Genomic DNA, 22,351 nt, shown 5'->3' with positions numbered 1-22,351 from the left:
TGGACACCCACCAACAGTTTGCTGGAGATGTCAGCAGACAGTACAAAGGCAGTGGACTAAGGTTCTCCTCCTCAGACCTCAATATAGATCATATAAAAAGGAGCACCCCCAAGCAACATGCAGTTGCTTGGGAATACTCCCAGCTAACACTAATGACAAGCGTTAGAATCTACAAATAACTTATTAGATCTCAGAAGCGAGAATTAACGACGTGGTGCGATCGCATGGATTGGGTTACCCAATACCAGCTCAGCAGCTTCCATTACGATCTCGCCCAGTGTTGGGTGAGCATGAATAGTCAGAGCGATATCTTCCAGGGTTGCACCCATCTCGATAGCCAGACCCAGCTCAGCAATCAGGTTGGAAGCTTCGATACCTACGATTTGAGCACCAAGCACAAGGCCAGTCTCTTCGTCTGCAACGATCTTCACGAAGCCTTCTGCTCCGTTCAGGGATACTGCACGACCGTTAGCTGCATAAGAGAATTTGCCAGCTTTTACTTTGTGGCCTTTCTCTTTAGCTTGTGACTCGCTGTAGCCTACGCTTGCGCACTCTGGATCTGTGAATACTACAGCAGGGATGCACTTGTAGTCTACTACAGATGGCTCGCCAGCAATAGCTTCAGCAGCTACTTTACCTTCGTAAGAAGCTTTATGAGCCAGAGCTGGTCCAGCTACGATATCACCAATTGCGAAGATATGCTTGTGGTTAGTGCGTCCTTGATGGTCGACTTTTACGAAGCCGCGCTCATCTGTCTCTACACCAATCAGGTCAAGACCCAGCTCGCCATCTGTGTTAGGACGACGACCAACGGTTACCAGCAGGTACTCAGCAGTTACTTCTTTCGCTTCGCCACCTACAGAGTATTTCACAGTAACATCTTTATCTGTTTGCTCAGCACTTTCAGCTTTTGCACCTGTTACGATCTCGATGTTCGTCTTCTTCATGTTCTTCGCTACAAGGCTAGTCATATCTTTATCGAATCCTGGCAGTACAGTATCCAGACCTTCAATGATAGTTACCTTCGTACCGAACTTGGAGTACATTTGACCCAGCTCAGCACCGATGTAGCCACCACCGATTACGATCATGCTCTTAGGCACTTCTGGCAGGTTCAATGCTTCTGTCGAGGACAGAATGCGTCCGCCAAATGGAAATGGCTTCAGCTCGATTGGACGGGAACCCGTCGCGATAATGCAGTTCTTGAAACGGTAACGAGGGGACTCGTGATCGTTGAATACACGTGCCTCGTTCTCGTTAATGAACATACACTCGCCGTTGAAGATTTCAACTTTGTTGCCTTTCAGCAAGCCAGATACACCTGCTGTCATTTTCTTTACGACACCGTTTTTGAATTCTTGAGTCTTCGTGAAGTCGACTTTCACGTCGCCTACAGATACGCCGAAGAAATCAGCATGCAGTGCATTCTCATATTGATGAGCTGCAGAGATCAGAGCCTTGGAAGGAATACAACCACGGTTCAAGCACACTCCACCCAGCTCGGATTTATCAACGATCAGTACCTTTTGACCCAGCTGTGCTGCACGGATGGCGGCAACATAACCGCCAGGACCCGCACCGATGACCAATGTATCAATATCCAGAGAAGCGTCTCCTACTACCATTGATTACACCTCCATAACGAGCAGCTCAGGATTAGCGAGCAGCTGTTTGATATAGTTCATGAAATTCTGTGCAGTGGCACCGTCGATAATACGGTGGTCGAAGCTCAGGGACAGAGCCATAACTGGTGCAGCTACGATTTCGCCATTTTTCACAACTGGCTTCTCACTGATGCGACCAGTACCCAGGATAGCTACCTCTGGGAAGTTGATGATTGGAGTGAAGAACATACCGCCAGCGGAACCGATGTTTGTGATGGAAATAGTGCTTCCTCTCATCTCGTTCGGGCTCAGCTTGCCTTCGCGACCACGCGCTGCCAGATCACGAATGGAGTCTGCGATCATCCAGATGCTCTTACGGTCAGCATCCTTGATCACTGGAACGATCAGACCAGCATCTGTATCTGTAGCGATACCGATGTTGTAGTACTTTTTGTACACAATTTCGTTCGCTTCTTCGTCGATCATTGCATTAAGCACCGGGAACTCACGGGATGCAGCAACGAGTGCCTTAACGATGAATGGCAGATAAGTAACCTTAACGCCTTTCTTCTCAGCGATTGGCTTCATGCGTGTACGGAAAGCAACCAGCTCAGTAACATCCACTTCGTCCATAATGGTAACGTGTGGTGCAGTATAAGCGGATTTAACCATCGCATTGGAGATCGCTTTACGGATACCCTTGAACGGTACGCGCTCTTCTTCTACACGTTGATCAGCAGCTGCCGCGGATGCAGCTGGTGCTGCTGCTTTGGATTCTTCAGCTTTGCTGGATGCAGCTGGTGCTGCAGCTTGGCCGCCACCATTTTTAAAGGCTTCAACGTCTTCACGAGTCACTTTGCCATTGCTGCCAGTGCCTGTTACTTGAGCGATGTCTACACCTTGCTCACGAGCAAACTTGCGAACGCTAGGTGTAGCCAGTACTTCTTTGGAAGGAGCAGCTGGAGTAGCACCTTGACCGCCTTCTTTTGCATCGGACGGGCTGGAAGCTGCTGCGGAGTTCGAAGTCTCAGCTCCACCTTGAGCTGCATCTTTTTCTTGAGCCGCTTGGTCTGCTGGTGCATCATCTTGCTCAGGCAGTTCACCCTCAGCATCAATTACTGCTACAACTTGACCAACATGGAATACATCTCCGTCTTTAGCGAATACTTCAGTAACTGTTCCGTTTACCGGACAAGGAACTTCTACCACCGCTTTGTCGTTTTGCACTTCCATGACGATATCTTCGTCGGTTACTTTATCCCCGACTTTGATATGCATTTTGATAATTTCGCCCTCATGCAGACCTTCGCCCAGTTCAGGGAATTTATATTCAAACTTTGCCACGCAAAAAACCTCCCTATCTATTCAGTTCAATTAAAATGCCAGGACGTTCTCGACTGCTTTCACTACACGTGCAGGGTTAGGCAACCAAGTGTCTTCGATTTGAGCAAATGGATACACAGTATCTGGACCTGCTACACGCAGTACCGGAGCTTCCAGGTGCAGGATTGCTTTTTCATTGATTTGTGCAATGACTTCAGCAGCAACGCCCGCGCTCTTTTGCGCTTCCTGAACGACGATAGCACGATTCGTTTTCTTGATGGAGGCTACAACGGTATCAATATCGATCGGGCTGATCGTACGCAGGTCAATAACTTCAACCTTGATACCTTTCTTCTCCAGCTCATCAGCTGCTTTAACAGAAGTATGAACCATCATGCCATAAGTAATAATCGTTACGTCAGAGCCTTCGCGAACTACGTTAGCTTTGCCCAGCTCTACTACATAATCCTCTTCTGGCACTTCAGCACGGAATGCATGATACAGATTCAAGTGCTCCATGAAGAAGACAGGATCGTTATCACGAATGGAAGCGATCATCAGACCCTTCGCATCATAAGGATTGGATGGAACAACCACTTTAATACCTGGGGTTTGTGTCAGAAGACCTTCCAGGGAATCTGTGTGCAGCTCAGCTGCTTTTACACCGCCACCAAATGGTGTACGGAATACGATTGGAGAGTTGTACACGCCGCCGGAACGATAACGCATACGTGCCGCTTGTACGACGATTTGGTCCAGAGCTTCGAAGATAAAGCCGACGAACTGGATTTCAGCTACCGGACGGAAGCCTTGAATACCAAGACCTACAGCCAGACCACCGATTGCAGATTCAGCCAGTGGAGTATCGAATACACGCTCTTCACCGAATTCTTTTTGCAGACCTTCAGTAGCACGGAATACACCGCCCACATGACCTACATCTTCACCAAAAAGCAGAACGTTAGGATCACGCTTCAATTCAACGCGCAGTGCGTCGCGGATCGCTTCTTTCATGTTCATTTGTGCCATTGCTTCATTTCCTCCTTAAACATTACAAGTCACATTTCATTTCATCACTTTATAATTCGTTCAAGCCAGACCGGGAGTTCCCCCGGCCTGTACGTGCATTTATTCGAAATCAGCCTTTTGCTCTTCCAGATGTTTAGGAGTGGACTCAAACATGCTGTCGATCAAGCCTGCTACTGTCATTTTTTCGGTTTTTTCAGCTTTTTTGATTTCTTCGTTTACTTTTGCTTTTGCTTCTTCTTTCACACGAGCTGTATCTTCTTCAGTCCAAAGACCTTTTTTCTCCAGATATTTAGCCAGACGTGCGATTGGGTCCTTCTCGCTCCACTCTGTTTCTTCTTCTTTGGAACGATATTTGGAAGCATCATCAGACAAAGAGTGAGGACGGAAACGATAAGTTACCGCTTCGATCAGGGTTGCACCCTCGCCATTACGTCCGCGCTCAGCTGCTTCCTGAACAGCCTTGATTACCGCGAACACGTCCATGCCATCTACTTTTACGCCTTTGATCCCAGCAGCAACCGCTTTATGAGCGATGGACAATGCCGCAGTTTGCTTGGAGAATGGAGTAGTGATCGCATAACCATTGTTCTGTACGAAGAAAATAACCGGCAGTTTGTAAACTCCAGCGTAGTTCAGACCTTCGTAGAAGTCACCTTCGGAAGAACCGCCATCACCAGTGTAAGTAATAACGACTTGTTTTTGTTTTCTCAGCTTGAAGCCCATTGCAAGACCCATCGCATGCAGAATTTGCGCACCGATGATGATTTGTGGCATCAATACTTTAACGCCATCAGGGATTTGACCGCCATGTTGATGGCCACGGGAGTACAGGAATGCTTGATACAGTGGCAGACCATGCCATACCAATTGTGGAATATCACGGTAACCAGGTGCAACGAAATCGTCCTTATCCAGAGCGAATTCACTACCGATCATTGTTGCTTCTTGTCCGGATACCGGTGCGTAGAAGCCCAGACGACCTTGACGGCCCAGATTCACGGCACGGTCATCCCAAGTACGTGTAAATACCATACGGTACATAATTTCTTTCAATTGATCATCAGTAAGCTTAGGCATTTTCTCTTCATTAACGATTTCACCAGCCGGTGAAAGTACAGACAGAGCTTCTACCTCCTCTGTATATACTTCATAAGGAACCTTGCTCATTATCTTCACCTCAACAAAAAAATTTGAATATCAAGTTCCGCTGTTATAGAATTATTATACACCTGTTTCATCTCTCCCGTCAAAGGAAAACGGCATTTTTTATAAGATTTTCTGTTTTTGCTATATGTAACAGGTGACTAAATTTTATATAACAGCTTAGTACATCTTTTAAATTTGAACAGAACAATGTTGTATTTTACTTGCAATTTCAATCACGGTAATCTTAACTTATTGTGATCATGATTGCAAAAATTTACCCATGAAAGGTGACGAAACATGACGGATTCTCGCTATTTAAAACGCACCATTCTGAAAGACGAGATCGAAAGCCGGTGGCTTGGTGCCAATAGAGCACTTCGCATCTATCTCCCACCCGGATACAATGAGATTCTCAGCTACCCCGTTGTCTATTGTCAGGATGGAGAAGAGTTCTTCAATTTTGGTCGAATCGCTACACATGCGAACAGGCTGATTTTGGATGAAGGTATTGAGCCTTTCATCATTGTCGGTGTAGAGGTGGATACCTCCATCCGTACTTCGGAGTATGCTCCATTTGGTAGCAGGTTCGAGGCTTATACCTCATGCTTCGCCGAAGAGATTATTCCTTATATAGAAGGAAAATATGCTGTGCGCCGTGAACCTTCCGAACGAATTCTTGCCGGCGACTCACTAGGAGGCAGTGTTTCCCTGCATCTGGCCTTGCTTTATCCTGATCTGTTCACACGGATCATCAGTCTCTCCGGTGCTTACTACGATGAGTCAAGAGCCTTGATCGCGGAAGAAAAAGACTTGTCCCATCTGGATGTATGGATGGTCGTCGGTCTGCAGGAGACGAACTTCAAGAGTGATACTGGCGTTTATGATTTTGTGGAGCTTAATCGTCTCACCCGCCAGCTACTTGAGGAGCGGGGAGCAACCGTCTCCTATCGCGAGAAGGATGGCCAGCATCTGTGGGGCTTCTGGCAGAATGAATTGCCTGATGCACTTATGTATTTTCTGAATTTGGCCTAAAGGGGATCGTACGATTCCCTTTTTTTCTTTTCACGTTTGCTCCATCATTCGTTTACCCACGTACTGTTACCCACGGCTATACTGCTCTGAGTGTACGCTGCATCCATTTCTACTAGCTCTGATCCCTCCCTTCATGGCATTTGCGCATCGGGACATCGGTAAAACTCACAATCAATCCGTAGCTCCCTATAGAACACATTGGGGCTACACGCTTCCTTCCGAATGTGTACGCTTACAATTGCTCACAAACAACAGAGTCTCTTGTGGAGACTCCATGATTCGGCTTATTTCGACAGTAGCAGCATACGAGTACCTATTACAGACGCTTCTATGTAAAGTCGTCTTAGCACATCAGCATCAAGCAGACGCTACTATAGTTAATCATAGCCTTTCTTCGACAATTTTGTCCAGAAGCTTCTCGCAACCAGCGTTGATCAGGCGATATACCTCTTCAAAGTTACCTGTAAAGTATGGATCCGGGACCTCCCGCTGCAGCTCATCTGGTAGCAAATCCATGAATTTCAGGATGTCAGCCTCTCCCCCACCAGGCAAGCGACGTAAATTCTGCTCATTGGAATCATCCATGCATACAATGTAATCAAATTGCGCAAAGTCCTCTCCCTGGACAATACGAGCGAATAGACCGTCACTACTGATGCCATGCATAGTCAGTTGGTTCAATGTACCCTCATGCGGAGGCTTGCCTACATGCCAATCCCCTGTACCGGCAGAATCTACCGTTATTTGCTCCTTCATCTCTCTCTCAGCAACCTGATGTCTGAATACAGCCTCGGCCATTGGTGAGCGGCAAATGTTGCCCAGGCACACGAATAATACATTAATGTGATTGTTCATCTGTTTAAGGTGTCCCCCAATCTGCATAGTCTCTCTTCGGCTTCGCTACGGCTGTAGTTCCGGATGATCCGGTATCCAGCGCACGTCTAGGAAGCTTCCATTTATAATATACCGATAACATCCGGAACAATACAATGCCCGTGAACAGAATGATGAGTTGACCCGGTGTCTTCGTGAAGCCCGTACCGACCATAAAGCCACCTACCATCGCCCACACGGCATAGATTTCATCTCGCAGCACCAGTGGCTTGCGTCCAGCCAATATGTCTCGAATGATTCCGCCACCAATCCCCGTCATGACACCAGCAACGATAGCTGCAATCAGCGGATGATTCATTTGAGTCGCATACAACGCTCCTTGGATCGCAAAGGCTGCAAGACCAATGGCATCAAAGAACACCTCGGTTCTACGCCAATGTGTAATCCAAGATAATGGGAGAATGAAAGCAATGGCTACTGAAATAACAGCCAGCATAATCAGCGACCCCTGACTCCATAACGTAGTCACCGGAACACCAATTAGTACATTACGGATAACACCGCCTCCAAAGGCAGTCACAAGGCCTAGTACCAGCACGCCAAGAATATCGTATCCCTCTTCCATCGCAACAATCGCGCCTGATACTGCGAAGGCTACTGTGCCGATCATGCTGAACCAATCAAAAATGTGCATGTCCAATCCTTCTACGCTTCCTCTCCATATGTTGTCACTTGTTGTCGCCAACACCAGGCATAGTCTCTCAAATTTTCTGAAAATATAACCTGGGGTGTCATCTTTCACATGAAATCTATTGTAGCGGCATGTCGCCGAATTGTGCAAGAGAATAATCAGCGTTATACTATAAAACGATCAAATTTAATGTAGATGTTCGAACCAGCAAATACTCCATGTCCCACCAACGTAAAAAATAAGCTGGCTACATCCATACAATACATAATGTAACATTGATTCAGCCCGTGTGGAATACAAGTCTGGTACTTCGACCACACCCCCATCCGCTTACACAGGAACATCAGTCATGAACAACAGGCTGAACCTTAGCTTCAGTAAGTACACCAGGCTGCAAGCTAGCTTTAAATATCAAGGAGATGAGAGCGTGACACATAAGCGTGTAGTAATCTACTCAGGAGGACAGCTTCACGAGGAGGATTGGAAAGAAATTCAGGCAAATGATTTTATTATCGGCGCGGACCGTGGAGCACTCTACTTGATGCAGCACCATATACCGATCCATCTCGCTGTCGGGGATTTCGATTCCATCCTTCCAGAACAGCTTCATCAGATTGAAGATTATGCAGAACGACTCTTGGCCTGCGATGCCGTAGACAAAGATCTTACTGATACAGAGCTGGCTATCGAGCTGGCGCTGGAGCAGCAGCCTGATGAGATCCTTCTGCTAGGCGCCACAGGAACGAGGATGGACCATACTTTGGCTAACATTCAGCTGCTAATGCAGGTGTTACAGCATCGCATACCTTGCAGCATCAAGGATTCGAATAATTACATCATGCTCACGGACTCATCGTTGGAAGTGAAATCCATGGGATACTCCTATATCTCACTCCTTCCACTGAGCTCTGAGGTGACAGGGATTACGCTGAAGGGCTTCCAGTATCCGTTAGTAGATGCCACACTCAAGCTCGGACAATCTTTAGGCATTAGTAATCATCTATCGGGAGATACAGGGGTGGTCACCATCAGTAGCGGAGTACTTCTCGTGATTCAAAGCCGAGACTGAGCTGGACAATCATGCTGATTGATTTATAAGCACATTGTAGATCCCTCTTATTAAAAGCACCATTTTAATAGAAACTCCATTTTAATAGAAGCTCCATTTCGATAGCAAATCCAGTTTGCCAGAGCATTTCCCCCTCACAATTTAATTAAAAGAGATTAAAAAACTCGAAATACAAAGTAACAACTTTGTAATCTAAACAACCCACGATCCATGCCGCTAGAGATCAAAAAAAGAGGAGAAGAACCTTGATATATAAAGGTTTCTTCTCTTTTTTTACTTTTCATAAACCCTAATATTTGTTTTATGTCATAATTTTAATCATTTTTTCATAAAAGCTACAAAAACGCTGTGCGAGTAGCTTTTCATGCCTTCATCCAACTTTTAGGAAGTTACAAAACTGTTATACTCATTCCAGGAAAGCGGACAAGCATTCATCTCGCATGAATGACTACACATTTCTTGGAGGTACACACATCATGAATTTACAACCAATGTTTAAGAAAATTGCAACTGTTGGATTTGCAGTCTCCATCGGCCTCGGTGCCGTTGCTATATATGACGCACAGCCGGTTCAAGCCGCAACAGCTACAAGCCAGTCCACTGCCGACAGCCTATTAAATTACGGAAAAAAATACATGGGAACTCCTTATGATTTCGGTGCTTCCACAAAAACAACCAGAGTTTTCGATTGTTCCTCGTTTATGCAACATATTTTTGAAAAGTACGGGGTTGATCTGCCAAGAACATCGGCTGCTCAATCCAAAGAAGGCAAAGCGGTATCCAAGTCTAATCTGCGCAAAGGAGACCTGGTATTCTTCTCCAGTGGCAGTCGTGCCACCGGGAAAAATGTAACTCACGTCGCAGTGTATGCAGGCAATGGCAAAATACTTCATACCTACGGCAAGCCAGGTGTGACGATCTCCGATCTGAACTCCGGTACATGGAAGAAAACCTATCTGAAGGCTCGTCGCGTACTTTAGTCCGCCCTAATGCATTATAGTAAGTAGTACAGAACAACTTAGTCCGAATATCCACCAAAAACAAAGTGCTCTGCATGGCTGCCAACAGCCAATGCGAGCACTTTTTCTATAATCATGAATTTGCGTTAGTTCTTCACAAATAAGCTTGTACTCATTCGGGCTGAGCAATATAATAGCCTATCCCGCGCTTGGTGCGAATTAGCTTTTGCCTATGACCGCGATCCAGCTTCTTCCTCAAATGTCTTATGTAGACGTCCACCACATTCGTATCAGAGATATAGTCATGTTCCCATACATGTCGAAGGATTTCGCGACGACTGCATACCCTATTCACTTGCAAAGCAAGATACAGCAACAGATCAAATTCCTTGGGCGTAAGCTCCACTGCAATCCCAGCACGCCACACTTGTCTAATTTCCTGGTGAATAATCATATCCCCGATCTCCAGCTCACTCTGCATACGATGCCTCGGGCGGGTACAGCGTAATACATTTCTTACTCTTGCCAGGACAATTGAGGTATCCTCTGCAACATGAACTACGTCCTTGGCACCAGCCTCGAAGCTGGCAACTACATTTTCAGGGTCGTAGCGATCTAGCAGGAAAATTACGGGAATGTGCGGAGCGCACATCCTCAGCGCAGTTAAAATATCCTGTGGCAGACTCTCCAAAGATAACCTTCCCTTAACCTCCATCAGCATGATATCCGTACTCATTGCTTGCAGCCACTCTACAGCCTCTTCACGATGATGTATAGATCTCACTTTATACCCATCCGCTGTGAGCGCCAGTATAATCTCCATTTTATCCTCTTCACTCAGGATCAGGATCATGTCCTCCAATACTCTCACCCGTTTGCTCAATCTGAGCCTTCCTTCGTTTAAACACAAGCCCGTCTCTATACTCCAAAGGAAAGCTCGTCATCAGTATGGGTAGATTCATTGTTGGACATTCAGGGAGCGCTAGGCTTAACCAAAATATCGGTGATAGAGACTTCTAGCTCGCGCAATATCCTTGGTGCCATGAATCAGTGCACGGCCATCCGGGAACAGCACAATTCGATTCTCTCCAAGATCCAGTGATAGCAGAAACGGGTTCAATGTTACTTGTCCTCCACCCGCTTTCTCCAATTGCTCAGCCATATCCTTGAGCGAAATCTGTAGCTTGCGCGAAGGTCTGATCTGAACTGTATCTCTCCCGCATAGCACGTCTGTCTTTTGTCGGTTGGCTGCATCCAGATAAGGATAACGCGGGGCTGGTCCACAGGATGGACAATCCGCTTTTTTTGCATTATTGACCCCAATCGCTACATGCTCATTTCGCCAAACATCAAATGAGAGTAGCTTGTCTCGTAGTACATCTTCATGCCCGCTGAGCAGCTTCAGAGCTTCAGAGGTCTGATGCGCTGTCACGAGTTGTACGGCTTGTGGCAAAATACCAGACGTATCGCATGTATCTCCACCAAGTGGAACACTACCCAGCAGGCAGTTCAGACAAGGCGTTTTCCCTGGTATAAATGTATAAGTAATACCGTAGCTTCCCACACATCCACCATAGATCCAAGGGATGCCATACTTACAGGCAATATCGTTTATCAGTAATCTTGTATCAAAATTATCGGTCGCATCCATGATGATGTCTGCGCCAGCAATAAGCTCTTCCAGTTCCTCCACATTCACATCCAGCACGTGAGCATGGATCTTCACCGAGGAATTGATGGCAGAAAGTCTATTAAGAGCAGCAATCGCCTTTGGCGTTCGTGAGATCGCATCATTCTCATCGTACAGCTGCTGACGCTGTAAATTACTCCATTCGACATAATCACGATCTGCAATCGTTAAGGTACCAATGCCTGAGCGGACAAGGGTTTCCGCTATCCCTGTACCCAGGGCACCCGCACCAATGATAAGTGCATGCGACGTTGATAGACGCCGCTGGCCCTCACTCCCGAACGGAGCAAAACGGATTTGTCTTGAGTACCGTTCCATATCATAAGCGCTGTCAGTCTGCTTGTGGTCTTGGTGGTCTTGGTGGTCTTGAATTTCACTTGGTTCTGCTGATTCACTCACGTACATACCATTCCTTCCGATGGGCTGCTTGCCACAGCTTGTGGCTTGATCATAATCATTGCTAGCTTAGATCCGTGTCTACCCCTGTGAACAACGGAGCTTAATTGGATCTGCTCCTCAGTTCTACTCACTGGTTCACTCATTGGTTCTACTCATTGGTTCTACTCTCACAAGTCTACTCATTGACTCTACTATTGTTAAGGAACCAGCGAACTCTTGATAACAGTAAGGAGCGCGAAGTGGAGCGCGATAACTGGCCCCATTTTGTCCTTATTTTTGTCCGTACTTTTGTCCTTATGCTACAGCGGAGAGGAACAGATGACGGTATGCAAGATAAGGTTAATGCAGACGAATGACTGATCAATTCTACACTTAATCATATCATACAATCCGGATACCGGGGGAGCTGTGCAATTGTTGCGTCCTTTCATATGGAATCCCTGAAATATTTCGTGACAGCCCATAACACTTACAGGTCAGTATGTCTTGATAAATCCCCTCTGCTTCAGTTTCAATTATCGTACAATTAATGCCACACTTTCACCTTTAGATGCTTCAAACACGTGTTTGTGTACATCCAGATATACAAATACCTGTATCCAGCAGTAATCAGGAGCTACTTTGTTTGATTATTATGTGCAACACGTTTAACCACCGCCTACAAAATGGACAATCTCTATTCGATCTCCGTCACACAATACTGCTTGATGATGCATATCCCGCACCAAAATTCTCCGATTGAGCTCTACTACAACAGTCTTCACCTGTAAATCGAGCTCGCTCAGCAGCTTATCAACCCGATTAATATGTGCTCCGAACGTCATGTCTTGCCCATTAATTTTTAGCCTCATGTTTATATCTCCTCCTATTCAAAATATTAACAACCAAAACTTACCCCCAATAGCTTCATGCCCCCTTTCCCCTATGTAATGGCATATACTTCTATCAATAATTGCCCCTTTCACATTCCAAAGTACTAGTCCCGAGCAGTAAACAAATATGAAAGTAAAGGGAAAACAAAAAACCACTTTCCAGAAGGAAAGTGGTGAAATAAGCTCAATGATATACAATAGACAAGCCGATGCGTATACCCGTGAGACCCAAAGCCAATACGCACAGAACCGCAGCTTATACAAAAGTAAGCTCAAGTAAAGCTGTCTAAATGCATCCATTTATCACCACTTCCCTACGCTGGCATAATCCAGATCAGGTGCAAAGGGTCCGGAACACAATTGTTCCATCTCAGCCAGTTGCTCGGCTCCCCTAGTGTTGTCTTTTTAATTATTCGTTTTAGCTACAGATCAATAACGAGTAGTTAGGAGAATACATGATATTCCCTTTTAACAACGCTTATTAACTAAATGATCAAACTCTTATAACTAGATCATGAATGACTATATACTGCTTCACATTTTATTGTAGAGCTAGTTAAATTCAAATCTTGATCCGAATTGGAAGATGATGTAATCGTATCATAACACATTGAAAATTGTAAAGTGATGTGGGGTACCCTCTACGTCTCAGTCCAATAATACAGTAAATTATAGATCATCTCGGCTGCCTCTGCCCGAGTCACGTAATGCTTTGGACGAAAAGTTCCGTCTGGATAGCCCTGAAGCAATGAGAGTTGTGTGAGTCCCAGTACTTCTTCTCGGGCCCACCCTGCTATTAGAAGCTCATCATTATATCGCTCTTTTCCCCCTGCCGTTCCGTCTTGCTCAGTGACATTCCCAAGCATTTTAGAGGCCTGTTCCCTTGAAATCAATTGATCAGGAGCAAATACATAATCCGAAAAACCCCGTGCTACCACATGCTTAATTGCCGATTTCAACGCTGGAATATACCACTCAGTAGGCTGGATATCTTTAAACGTTAATGTCGTATCCTCTTCAGGCAACTGTAGGGCACGAACTAATATAGCTGTAAATTCTGCTCGGGTGACCCCCCGTTCCGGCTCGTACGTCCTGTCAGAAGTTCCTTTTACAATACCTCGGTCAGCTAGTTCTTGTATTTTGGCACGATTGAAAGTACGCCCGATGTCTTTAAATCCTGAACCAGAAAAATTGCTACTCTTATCCCCTAAATCTCCCTTTGGGGCTGGTATGGTAACTAGTGAATCTTTAATTTGTGATCCAGCATTTATAACATTGTCTTCCTTAATCATCTCAGTGGTAGCTGTCATAGGAGTAAATGTCTTAGCACTGGACTTGGTACGTTCCTTAATATTCTGTGTTAAACTCTTATCCCCTTGGCTGTTCTCCGTCCAGATGTCCAGCTCGTAACTTGTTCCGCCCTTCAGTGGCTCCCATACAAACACAGGATCTCTGCCTTTGTAAATGACCATCCCTTTATACACAATGACAATCGTATCGTTAGGTTTTGTTTTTCCGACTGTTATCGTAATAGAAGTGTGCTTGGATTCCACCTCAACTGTAAATTCACTGTCGGGCAAGGTTTCAAAGCTAACCTCATAAGGCTTGCTATTGCCACTGCTATTGACAGGCTCAACGCTGACGACATGACGCTCTGAACTGTCAAAGCCTTCAAAAGAGTATGTCAAGTCCGTCGTGTCGCCTAACAGCTTTCCATCTAAGTACACCTGGTAATAATCCGCTCCGGATATCTGATTCCATTGTGCGGTAGCCCTTGACGTTGTAATGTCATTCATCCATACATCGTTCTGCTTTACAGGGCTCGGATATGTCCTCCAGTAGAATTCCCCTGGTAACCCGTTACCTGACTCATTTATAGCAATGACCTTATACGTATAGTTAGTTCCAGGTTCAAGTTTCAAGACTGACATGCGTGCCTCGCTCACAACGCCAAGCTCCTCTTTCCCTTGGTAAACGATGTACTTTGTTGCACCTTTAACAGGCTCCCATGTCAATGTGAACGATCGGTCTTCTGGATTTTCTGCGGTAAAACCCACGACCTGTGTTGGTTGTGTAATAAAACTTCCCTTTAAACTCTCTCCGAATCCAGACGTATTCCCAGCATTTATTTGAAAATGATACGTAGTTCCTCCGGTTAATCCTCGAACAACAAAATGGGTGCCCGAAACCGTATATTTACGATCATTCACACTGATCTCATAGGTTGTAGCTCCATGAACGGGTGCCCAGCTAATCACAGCTGAGTTCTCCTTAATATCACTTACGTTTAGATCACCAAGCTGATCTGGCAGTGTAAGGCCGTATGTCGAGCTTGTTACACTTAGTCCGCTACTATTCAGTGACCGGATACTTATGTTCGCTAATGTACCAGCGGGTAGGTTCGGAATCGTTGCTTGAAGCTCATGTTCCCCAAATACGTATTCTTGCACGCCATTGACCACCATTCGGTAGCCGGATGCTCCTCGAACCTGATTCCAGGCAATCAACAGCTCATTACGCCGAGCTTCGACTACAGTTAAGTTATCTACCATCCCCGGCAAGGTGAGCACATTCATGTGACTGTACGCACCCGGACCCGTAGTATTAATGGCTGAGAGACGATAGTTGTACGCCGTTCCAGAGGACAATCCTATATCTGAAAATGCTTCATATACAGATTCTGTGACAGGTGCATTATTACGATCCAGTGCATAGTAAGTTGCCGTTGTCACATTATGCCAAGTTAGGTCCACGGAATTTTCGCCAATCGAAACCGATTTGAACCCATCAGGAGCGTCTGGGAGCGATAAAATCGATTGACTTGTGGTGGGGCCCTCTCCAGTAGCATTGATTGCCGACACCGTAACATTGTAGACTGTGTCCGGCTGTATGTTCACGATCGGTTGATATACGCTAGTGGTTACCGTTTGATTATATACGTCTTGCTGAGAATCCATGTTAAAGGCTACAATTCTATAACTATCAGCTGACTTTACTGCATCAAAGCTGACTGTGATATGTCCAGCCTCTCGTTCTACAGGATATAAAGACAGATTCCTTGGAGCTGCTGGTAAAGTAAGTAGACGCACTGGATGGCTTACTGCTTCACCCACGTGATTTCTAACCGTTAGCTCATACTCATAGCTCGTACCCGGGGACAAGGAATGATCTACCGCCCAATCCCCAGGATATATGACATTCACGGTCTGTCCATTGGTAAGATTACGCAATGTGTACTCATACCCGTCTGTATAGCTCTTTCCGCTAGGAAGCGTCCACTGAAGGGAAGCTTGATTGAGGCTGATAGATTGCACGGCAAGCTCTGGTGCTATAGGTGGTTGCTGCAAGTGCAACGCTGAAGAACTTGCTACCGTACTGTTCCCTACGTTATCCTCTACTTTGGCATGGATGTACCATATACCTTCTTGCGTAACATTCAGCTGGAAGCTGTTGCTGCTTGCTAGCTCCCAGCTGTCAGGTTCTTGCGGAGAAGAAGTAACTCGATAATAGCGCCGGTCTGGATTGATGCCTGAACCATGATCTTGATACTGAATGGTAGCTTTAATCATCTCTTGTGACCATCCACGCTGTGATGGGCTAATATGAATGACTGGATCGGTTTTATCGATGCGCACCCTCGTAGTCGTCTCCGCACTGATGTTGCCAGCCTCATCTACTGCACGTGCAGTTATAACCGTTATTCCGTCCTCAATAACTTCCCCTTGTTCCCCAGACATGTAAATCCCATTTCCAAGCTTATACTCGTACCGGAAGCCTCTTGTGTCCACAGAACCTGAGATCTTAAACTGAACGCTCTCTCTTGTGTGGCTGTTCGTGGACAAGCTGATACTTGGAACAGTTGGTGCTGTTCTATCAATGACTATCGTACCGTTTGTAATGCTGCTATGATTACCTGCAAAATCAGTACTACGCGCAAATATCTGATGCTCGCCTTCTTCAGTAACGGTAATCGGTCCTGAATAGGTCTGCCAAACAGAAGTGGCCCCCACTTTATACTCTGTCATCTTCACACCACTCACCGTGTCTGTTCCAGGTAAGATTGAAAATTCAACATTTCCCGTTGTATCACCAGTCGTATTTTTTTCAATGATTGGCGAAGTTGGAGGCGTTATATCGATTTTCGCTTCCGATGAAGCTTCGCTGCTTACATTACCTGCATGATCCCACGTCCGGGCATATACCGTTTGACCCTCCTCACTAAGGAGGATCGGAGTGGTGTAGGTTTCCCAGTTACCCGTATTAATCCGATATTGCGTCTCTTTAATTTCACTACCACCTGAATCTATGCCATGTGTAATGTTGATAGTGGTGTCCCTACTCTGCCAATCGGATCCGCCTCCGTGCACAAGAGTTGGCTTCTGCGGTGGAATCTTATCGATCTGGGTATCCAGACTAGAAATAGCACTTATATTCCCGGCTTTGTCGATGGTTCGAGCATTCACCGTTATCCGCTCATTCACAGTGAATGGGGCTGTATAGTCTGTCCATCCGCCAGTACCGATTTGTAACTGCGACTTTTGAACGCCACTTTGACTATCAGAACCATGCGTGATTGTTATCATCTTATTTCCGTTGTACCAGCCACTACGATCCATCGTGATTGTTGGTGCTGTTGGTGCGGTCTTATCGACGATAAAGCTTCCAGAATACCAAGCGGAAGCTGTCCCTCCATATCCATCACTGACGTTGACATTCATGGAAGTTATTCCTTCCGTCAACTCCGAACCAGACCACGTTAAGGACCACACCCCCGGATAGATTGTAGTGGATTTTGTCACACCGCCTAGATTCCCCATAATGGTCAACCTATCACCATCCGTGTCGTTGGCTGTTCCAGAAATGGTAATCGTATTATATCCATTAGCTACAGAGATATAGTGTGTACCAGCACTAGTAATTGCTATGAAAGGGACAGCATTGACTACACTACCCTTAACGTAAAAGTAGCCATCCGCTGCCCTTCCATGGTCTGGATAAGCGCCATCTGCAGCTTGCACTGTTGTTACAAAGTTGCCAGGGCTGTAATTATACCCACTTGGTATTGCTGTATAATCATTAAAGGTAAATCGTGCCTCCCTCTCACTCTGATCGTAAGAGGAGTACCGCGCAACTCTCAGTGTTTTTTGAGGCATTTCTCTGGCCTCGTATCCAGGATTTTGCCGATTTTCACTACTAATAGATGCGACATAGGGATAATCCCTAATATCGTAATCATTTGTGTTAGTATTCGCCGTTCGAATTTCCATCGTTGTCTTGTTACCGTATAGCACATATTCCCCACTAGCGCTATCAAATCTAGCATTCTGATACATTACTGCTTTAATGTGCCAATCAATTAGAGTTCCTTCTGTACCCCCATCAGCTTTGGGATCCCCACCAAAATGATTTGTCCAAGGCCCATATGGAGTAGCCACAGCTTCAAATCGATTAAAGTTATACATATGCGCTGCCGCATAGGTTTTGAGAGGTGCGATGACTATACCAAAGCTTTGTAGCAAGACAACTGCTGCCAGAAAAACACTAATTCGTTGAAGACGAGATGCTAAAAAATGATTATTTTTGTACTTATTCCGTCTTCTTCCAGAAACTTTAATAGCTTCCCTCTTTAATCTCCAATATCCCTTCGTGCGAAGAATAATTGTCGGCTGCTGAAGCTTCACTTTCATTCGACTGTCTAACCGTTTCTGTATATCTACGGCCCAGTACTGGAACTGTTGGATAAATTCCTTCACAAAGGAGAATATCGGTTTGGCTTCTACCTCTCCCTTCCGCTCCCATTGTTCAACAGTAAGCATGTCCACGGCTCCCGTGACGATGGCCGATACAGGCTCAATCTTAACATCCGCTGATACTACATCACTCGGTATTGCCTGGATACTAAGCGCTCGTGCATACACGGTCGTGCGTCCTGAGGCTTCAAACTGAAATGGCCTGGTGTAGTCCATCCACACCCCCATTTCTCCAATACGATACTGTACCTTCTCTTCTCCTGCCTTGGGACCCGTTAACTGAATCACCACGGCCTCCTTCGTATAATCCGTTGAACTAAGCGTGATCTCAGGTGCCGCAGGACGAGTACGCTCGATCTGCAGGCCCGCATGAGTAAGTTGACTGATATGTCCGGCTCGGTCAATGGTCCGAGCCGTTAGAACCTGAGCTCGATCCTGAGCCTTTAGAGTGAATGGACCAGAATAATCCTGCCATTCCCGCTCATCCACACGATATTGACTCCTCTCAACACCACTGCCACCTGTGTCGTAGCCATGCTGAATCATGACACGGATGTCATCACTTTCCCAATTCACGTAATTCACACTGATATTAGGCATATCAGGGGGGATTTGATCCGTTAATCTGCTCGTATTAGAAAACGTAATTAAATCGTTGTTATATGAATTTTCTCTAATGAGTTGAGATTCTTCCAGAGCTTCAACTGGATCAAGTTCGATCTTAGTCTGACTGGAGTCCGAGTCATTGGAATGAAATAAAACCATGTTGATTACTGCTTCATTGCGACTTCGATCTGCACTGTGCGCTTTATTAAAGTACGGCGTGAATATGCCAGAGAGGAGAATCACGGTCAACATGAGCTTAAATCCCTTCATAAAGTTCCTCCTTTACTATTAATGCGTTACGTTGGAACTGAAGTCATCATAGCTGGATAAGTCTCCATGGTAGTAAGCTATATCTCCATCTGGAGCGTCAAAGGAGTTACCATAGCGATCCTTAGCTACTTTACTGTACCCTTCTAACTTCCACTGGTTGTCCAATGGCGTAGCCGCTCCTTGAAGGCGGTAATATCGAAGGTATGGCTGATCCTCTCCAGCGCGATACGTCTCGATGTTGAAGTTGACCACGATATAACCGTTTTGCAAGAAAATGGGTGATTTATCAGTCAGCTTATGGGTTCGTCCGTATTCCGAAATACTGAATCCAGCAGGCACCACATATGGAGCTGCAGGCAAACTATATTCACCATACCACTGCTGTTCGGCAGCTAGCATACGACCTTTGTCCACCGTTTCAGGCACTTGTTGTGTTGATCCGATCAAGGTGCGAACATGCTGCGTCAAATTCAGCTGACTATACCCACCAATCACGGTCTTTTGCTTTGCTTGCTGCTCAAATTTCACATTACCATAGGTCGCGACGAATTTAGCTGTATTGCTGATATCCTCGGCAGGTACATTCCGTAAACGATCACTAAGAATGATGCTACGCTGCGCGGTGTCCTGAGCAGATCCGATTTTGACGAATTTTTGACCTGTCGTCTGATTGTGGTAATATAGATCCACTTTCTGACGACCACTTCCATCCTTATTGACGAAGTAGAAGGTAGGTAAGATCTTCACTCGGTCATTAGCACCGAACATATTCCCTTTCGTCTTGAAATCGAATTTGAAATGATAGCCTGTCTTAATCGCTACATTTTTATATCCTGTACTCGGGTGACTGCCTGGTCTTATCGGTAAGACATAAGGAAAGGTGTTACCGCGTATTGCGCCATCAATAGAGCTCGTACCCCCCCAATATGCTGCTCCTGTAGGCTTAGTACTCCCCTTTTTAGCACGGAAGACGGTCTCCCAATCGTAATCAGCAATGTCTGTAATTTTAAAATCGTACAGCCGACCAATGACTTGTACAGGAATCGTATTAATCGCCGCATGATGATTCAAGTCAGTATTCGCCATACTCTGCCAAGTGAATTCAGCAGGTGCATTCTCCGCCATAGAACGAAAATGGACAGTATAGTTGCCTTCATCTACCCATGTTGGCATGCGAAATGTCGTATTCAATTGAGCAATTGGAATATCAATCCACGTATTTTTCGGGATATACTTGTTCTTATCCTCGTTGTACACATCAAATTCAAATAGTACCTGCTTATACGCTGTATATTTTGCATAATCCCGATGGCCAAAGCCGCGAATATCTCGGTGCACACCACTTGTTGGCATTGTCACTGTAAATGGTCGATCCAAAATGAGTGCTGCACGCCAAGACGTTGGTGATACCCGTTGATTAAACGCCTTATCGTCCGTAATGGCCGGATACATGACGACAGGGGTATGGACCGTTACGGAGTTAAGATTTCCAATAGGCTGTTCCTGATTAGTTGGCTCCCCCAAACTCCCCTCCAGTGGCAAATAGGTAATTGTTCCTGTGGAAGCATTATCTGCTTGATTCACTTTCACCTTTGGAATCATATTATATGGCTTAAATAAAGTGTTATCGTCAATGCTTAGAGGCGTTGGAATTCGGCCTGGCGCGGGCCCATTCGTTTGAACGATCGCACCGTCCATAATGGTATGACCATTAAACTCCAAAGCATCATTTCGTACATTCAGCTGTGGGGTGGCAGCCTCTGCAAAGGATTTTAGGTTTTGGTCCGGTACATCTGGCTCACTACGGCCACCATCAATGGTTTGACTTGGGGCGCGGGCCGTTACAATGTCCGGATATTCGAGATGTTCTACATCCGTCTCCAGCATCATGGATGGACTGTCATAGCTACTTCCTGGCTGAATCACAATTTCTCCGCCTTCAAAAGCATAGTTTTTAAGCTTCGCATTGTCGATTTTGAAAGCTTGCATTTCTGGAATAGTCCAGTACGAATATGGACGAACGATATCATAATGTGGATTCACGGTAACACTGCTGGATTTATTTACAGTGACCGTACGTGATGTGCCATCAGGCCGCTCCCGCTCCTCCTCCTCTTTCCATTTCAGGTTATATGTCTTGGAAACAGGAACCGTAAAGGTACATGTACCCGTGAATTTTTCAAATTTGTTGTTGTACAGATACTGCCGCGCCTGAACAACACCATATAGACTTTCACTGGTCGGAATCCCTTTGGCCACTTCAAATTTTTCACCGTCACGTTCATCGGCCTTAATTTTGCCTACAGCACTGCCATTCATGAGACTACCTGTCTGTGCACCTGCTGAAGCAGGATTAGTGCATACAACTCCCGGCTCCTGCTCCGGCTCGGGCAATTCTTCTCCATCTACAGCCACAACTATTGAAGAGGTGAGCCAGTAAACATCACTTTTCCAGGTTGCCGTAACTTTAGTGGTACCTTTAGCTTTAGCCGTGACCATGCCTGTCTGCGGATCGACAGTAGCGATATTGCTGTTATCTGATTTCCATTCCGTCTTATCAGTTTCACTATTACGAGTTGTCACATCGAACCAATGCCCGAAGCTCGTTTGACCCGGTGCCTGTGTAGCCACCTCAGCGGTGAATTGAGCTTGTTCGTCAATGGCAAGCTGTTGTTTCCCCGTGACCTGAATCTTTTTGTGCTCGACGATGGTACCTCTCCATTCGAGGTCGACTGGGGTGTAGTACATGGCTGTCTTTTTAGGGTAGCCACCTGGTCTTTTCGAAAGATTGCCGTTGTTAAATTGATCTTTGTTGTAATCTTGTTCATATAGCGAACTTCCATCCTGAATACCAGATCCACTCTCTCCTGAAAGAGAAATAATAAGTACAAAGTAAAGGTCTACTATTTTAAGATCGGTTATTAGAGAATCTGTACCTTGTCTACTTGTTGTCATTGCTTTTGCAATATGAGCATTGCTAACCTGATCTGGCGAGTATGGCTGTTCAAAAAAGTCCTTGTAGCCAAACGGTTTATATACATTTTTGTTCATATCGATTTTATCAGTTACCTCACCAA

The 22,351-nt window shown here is 45.6% G+C and carries 14 protein-coding genes and 1 riboswitch; of the genes, 3 read left to right on the top strand and 11 right to left on the bottom strand.

From position 1 onward, the window contains the following. Positions 1–203 precede the first annotated feature (203 nt). From lpdA to pdhA, 4 genes are all read right to left on the bottom strand, one after another. Entirely contained in the window at positions 204–1,625 is a 1,422-nt protein-coding gene (lpdA, locus tag D328_RS0107195) for a dihydrolipoyl dehydrogenase (protein WP_018884302.1), read from the bottom strand. Between the two features lie 3 nt (positions 1,626–1,628). Beyond that, positions 1,629–2,948, bottom strand: a complete 1,320-nt coding sequence (locus D328_RS0107190) for a dihydrolipoamide acetyltransferase family protein (protein ID WP_018884301.1) — start codon at positions 2,946–2,948, stop codon at positions 1,629–1,631. A gap of 30 nt (positions 2,949–2,978) precedes the next feature. Beyond that, complete coding sequence (locus D328_RS0107185; protein ID WP_018884300.1) at positions 2,979–3,956, bottom strand: alpha-ketoacid dehydrogenase subunit beta; 978 nt, start codon at positions 3,954–3,956, stop codon at positions 2,979–2,981. 99 nt (positions 3,957–4,055) lie between these two features. After that, on the bottom strand, positions 4,056–5,123 hold the full coding sequence (gene pdhA, locus D328_RS0107180) for a pyruvate dehydrogenase (acetyl-transferring) E1 component subunit alpha (protein ID WP_018884299.1): 1,068 nt from the start codon (positions 5,121–5,123) through the stop codon (positions 4,056–4,058). Between the two features lie 276 nt (positions 5,124–5,399). On the opposite strand from pdhA, the gene D328_RS0107175 reads away from it, so the two are divergent. Continuing rightward, positions 5,400–6,134, top strand: a complete 735-nt coding sequence (locus D328_RS0107175) for an alpha/beta hydrolase (protein WP_018884298.1) — start codon at positions 5,400–5,402, stop codon at positions 6,132–6,134. 381 nt (positions 6,135–6,515) lie between these two features. Here the strand turns inward: D328_RS0107175 and D328_RS0107170 are convergent, their stop codons facing one another. After that, positions 6,516–6,989 carry a low molecular weight protein-tyrosine-phosphatase gene (locus D328_RS0107170; protein WP_018884297.1) on the bottom strand — a complete coding sequence of 158 codons (474 nt, stop codon included), beginning with the start codon at positions 6,987–6,989 and terminating at the stop codon, positions 6,516–6,518. Positions 6,990–6,993: 4 nt separating this feature from the next. Further along, the gene (locus D328_RS28510) at positions 6,994–7,662 is read right to left on the bottom strand and encodes a trimeric intracellular cation channel family protein (RefSeq protein ID WP_018884296.1); all 669 of its coding nucleotides are present in this window, start codon (positions 7,660–7,662) and stop codon (positions 6,994–6,996) included. Between the two features lie 424 nt (positions 7,663–8,086). On the opposite strand from D328_RS28510, the gene D328_RS0107160 reads away from it, so the two are divergent. Beyond that, positions 8,087–8,728, top strand: coding sequence for a thiamine diphosphokinase (locus D328_RS0107160; RefSeq protein WP_026281046.1), 642 nt, complete (start codon positions 8,087–8,089; stop codon positions 8,726–8,728). A gap of 476 nt (positions 8,729–9,204) precedes the next feature. Then, on the top strand, positions 9,205–9,708 hold the full coding sequence (locus D328_RS0107155; RefSeq protein WP_018884294.1) for a C40 family peptidase: 504 nt from the start codon (positions 9,205–9,207) through the stop codon (positions 9,706–9,708). Between the two features lie 151 nt (positions 9,709–9,859). On the opposite strand, the gene D328_RS28505 is transcribed toward D328_RS0107155, so the two are convergent. The 5 genes from D328_RS28505 to D328_RS28500 form a co-directional block, all read right to left on the bottom strand. Then, a complete protein-coding gene (locus D328_RS28505; protein ID WP_018884293.1) occupies positions 9,860–10,570 on the bottom strand; it encodes a response regulator transcription factor in 711 nt (236 codons plus the stop codon). A 105-nt stretch (positions 10,571–10,675) separates the two neighbouring features. Continuing rightward, on the bottom strand, positions 10,676–11,695 hold the full coding sequence (locus tag D328_RS0107145) for a ThiF family adenylyltransferase (RefSeq protein ID WP_033412532.1): 1,020 nt from the start codon (positions 11,693–11,695) through the stop codon (positions 10,676–10,678). Positions 11,696–12,423: 728 nt separating this feature from the next. After that, positions 12,424–12,627, bottom strand: coding sequence for a sulfur carrier protein ThiS (gene thiS, locus D328_RS0107140; RefSeq protein ID WP_018884291.1), 204 nt, complete (start codon positions 12,625–12,627; stop codon positions 12,424–12,426). 315 nt (positions 12,628–12,942) lie between these two features. Next, a riboswitch (TPP riboswitch) is annotated at positions 12,943–13,051 on the bottom strand. Positions 13,052–13,289: 238 nt separating this feature from the next. Then, the gene (locus D328_RS0107135) at positions 13,290–19,274 is read right to left on the bottom strand and encodes an OmpL47-type beta-barrel domain-containing protein (RefSeq protein WP_018884290.1); all 5,985 of its coding nucleotides are present in this window, start codon (positions 19,272–19,274) and stop codon (positions 13,290–13,292) included. An 18-nt stretch (positions 19,275–19,292) separates the two neighbouring features. Beyond that, complete coding sequence (locus tag D328_RS28500; protein WP_018884289.1) at positions 19,293–22,325, bottom strand: DUF5704 domain-containing protein; 3,033 nt, start codon at positions 22,323–22,325, stop codon at positions 19,293–19,295. Positions 22,326–22,351: the final 26 nt, after the last annotated feature.

The sequence above is a fragment of the Paenibacillus massiliensis 2301065 = DSM 16942 genome, from assembly GCF_000377505.1.
Taxonomy (GTDB): domain Bacteria; phylum Bacillota; class Bacilli; order Paenibacillales; family Paenibacillaceae; genus Paenibacillus; species Paenibacillus massiliensis.
The sequence above is the reverse complement of the archived record's forward strand: the minus strand, read 5'-3'. Positions and strand labels throughout refer to the sequence as shown.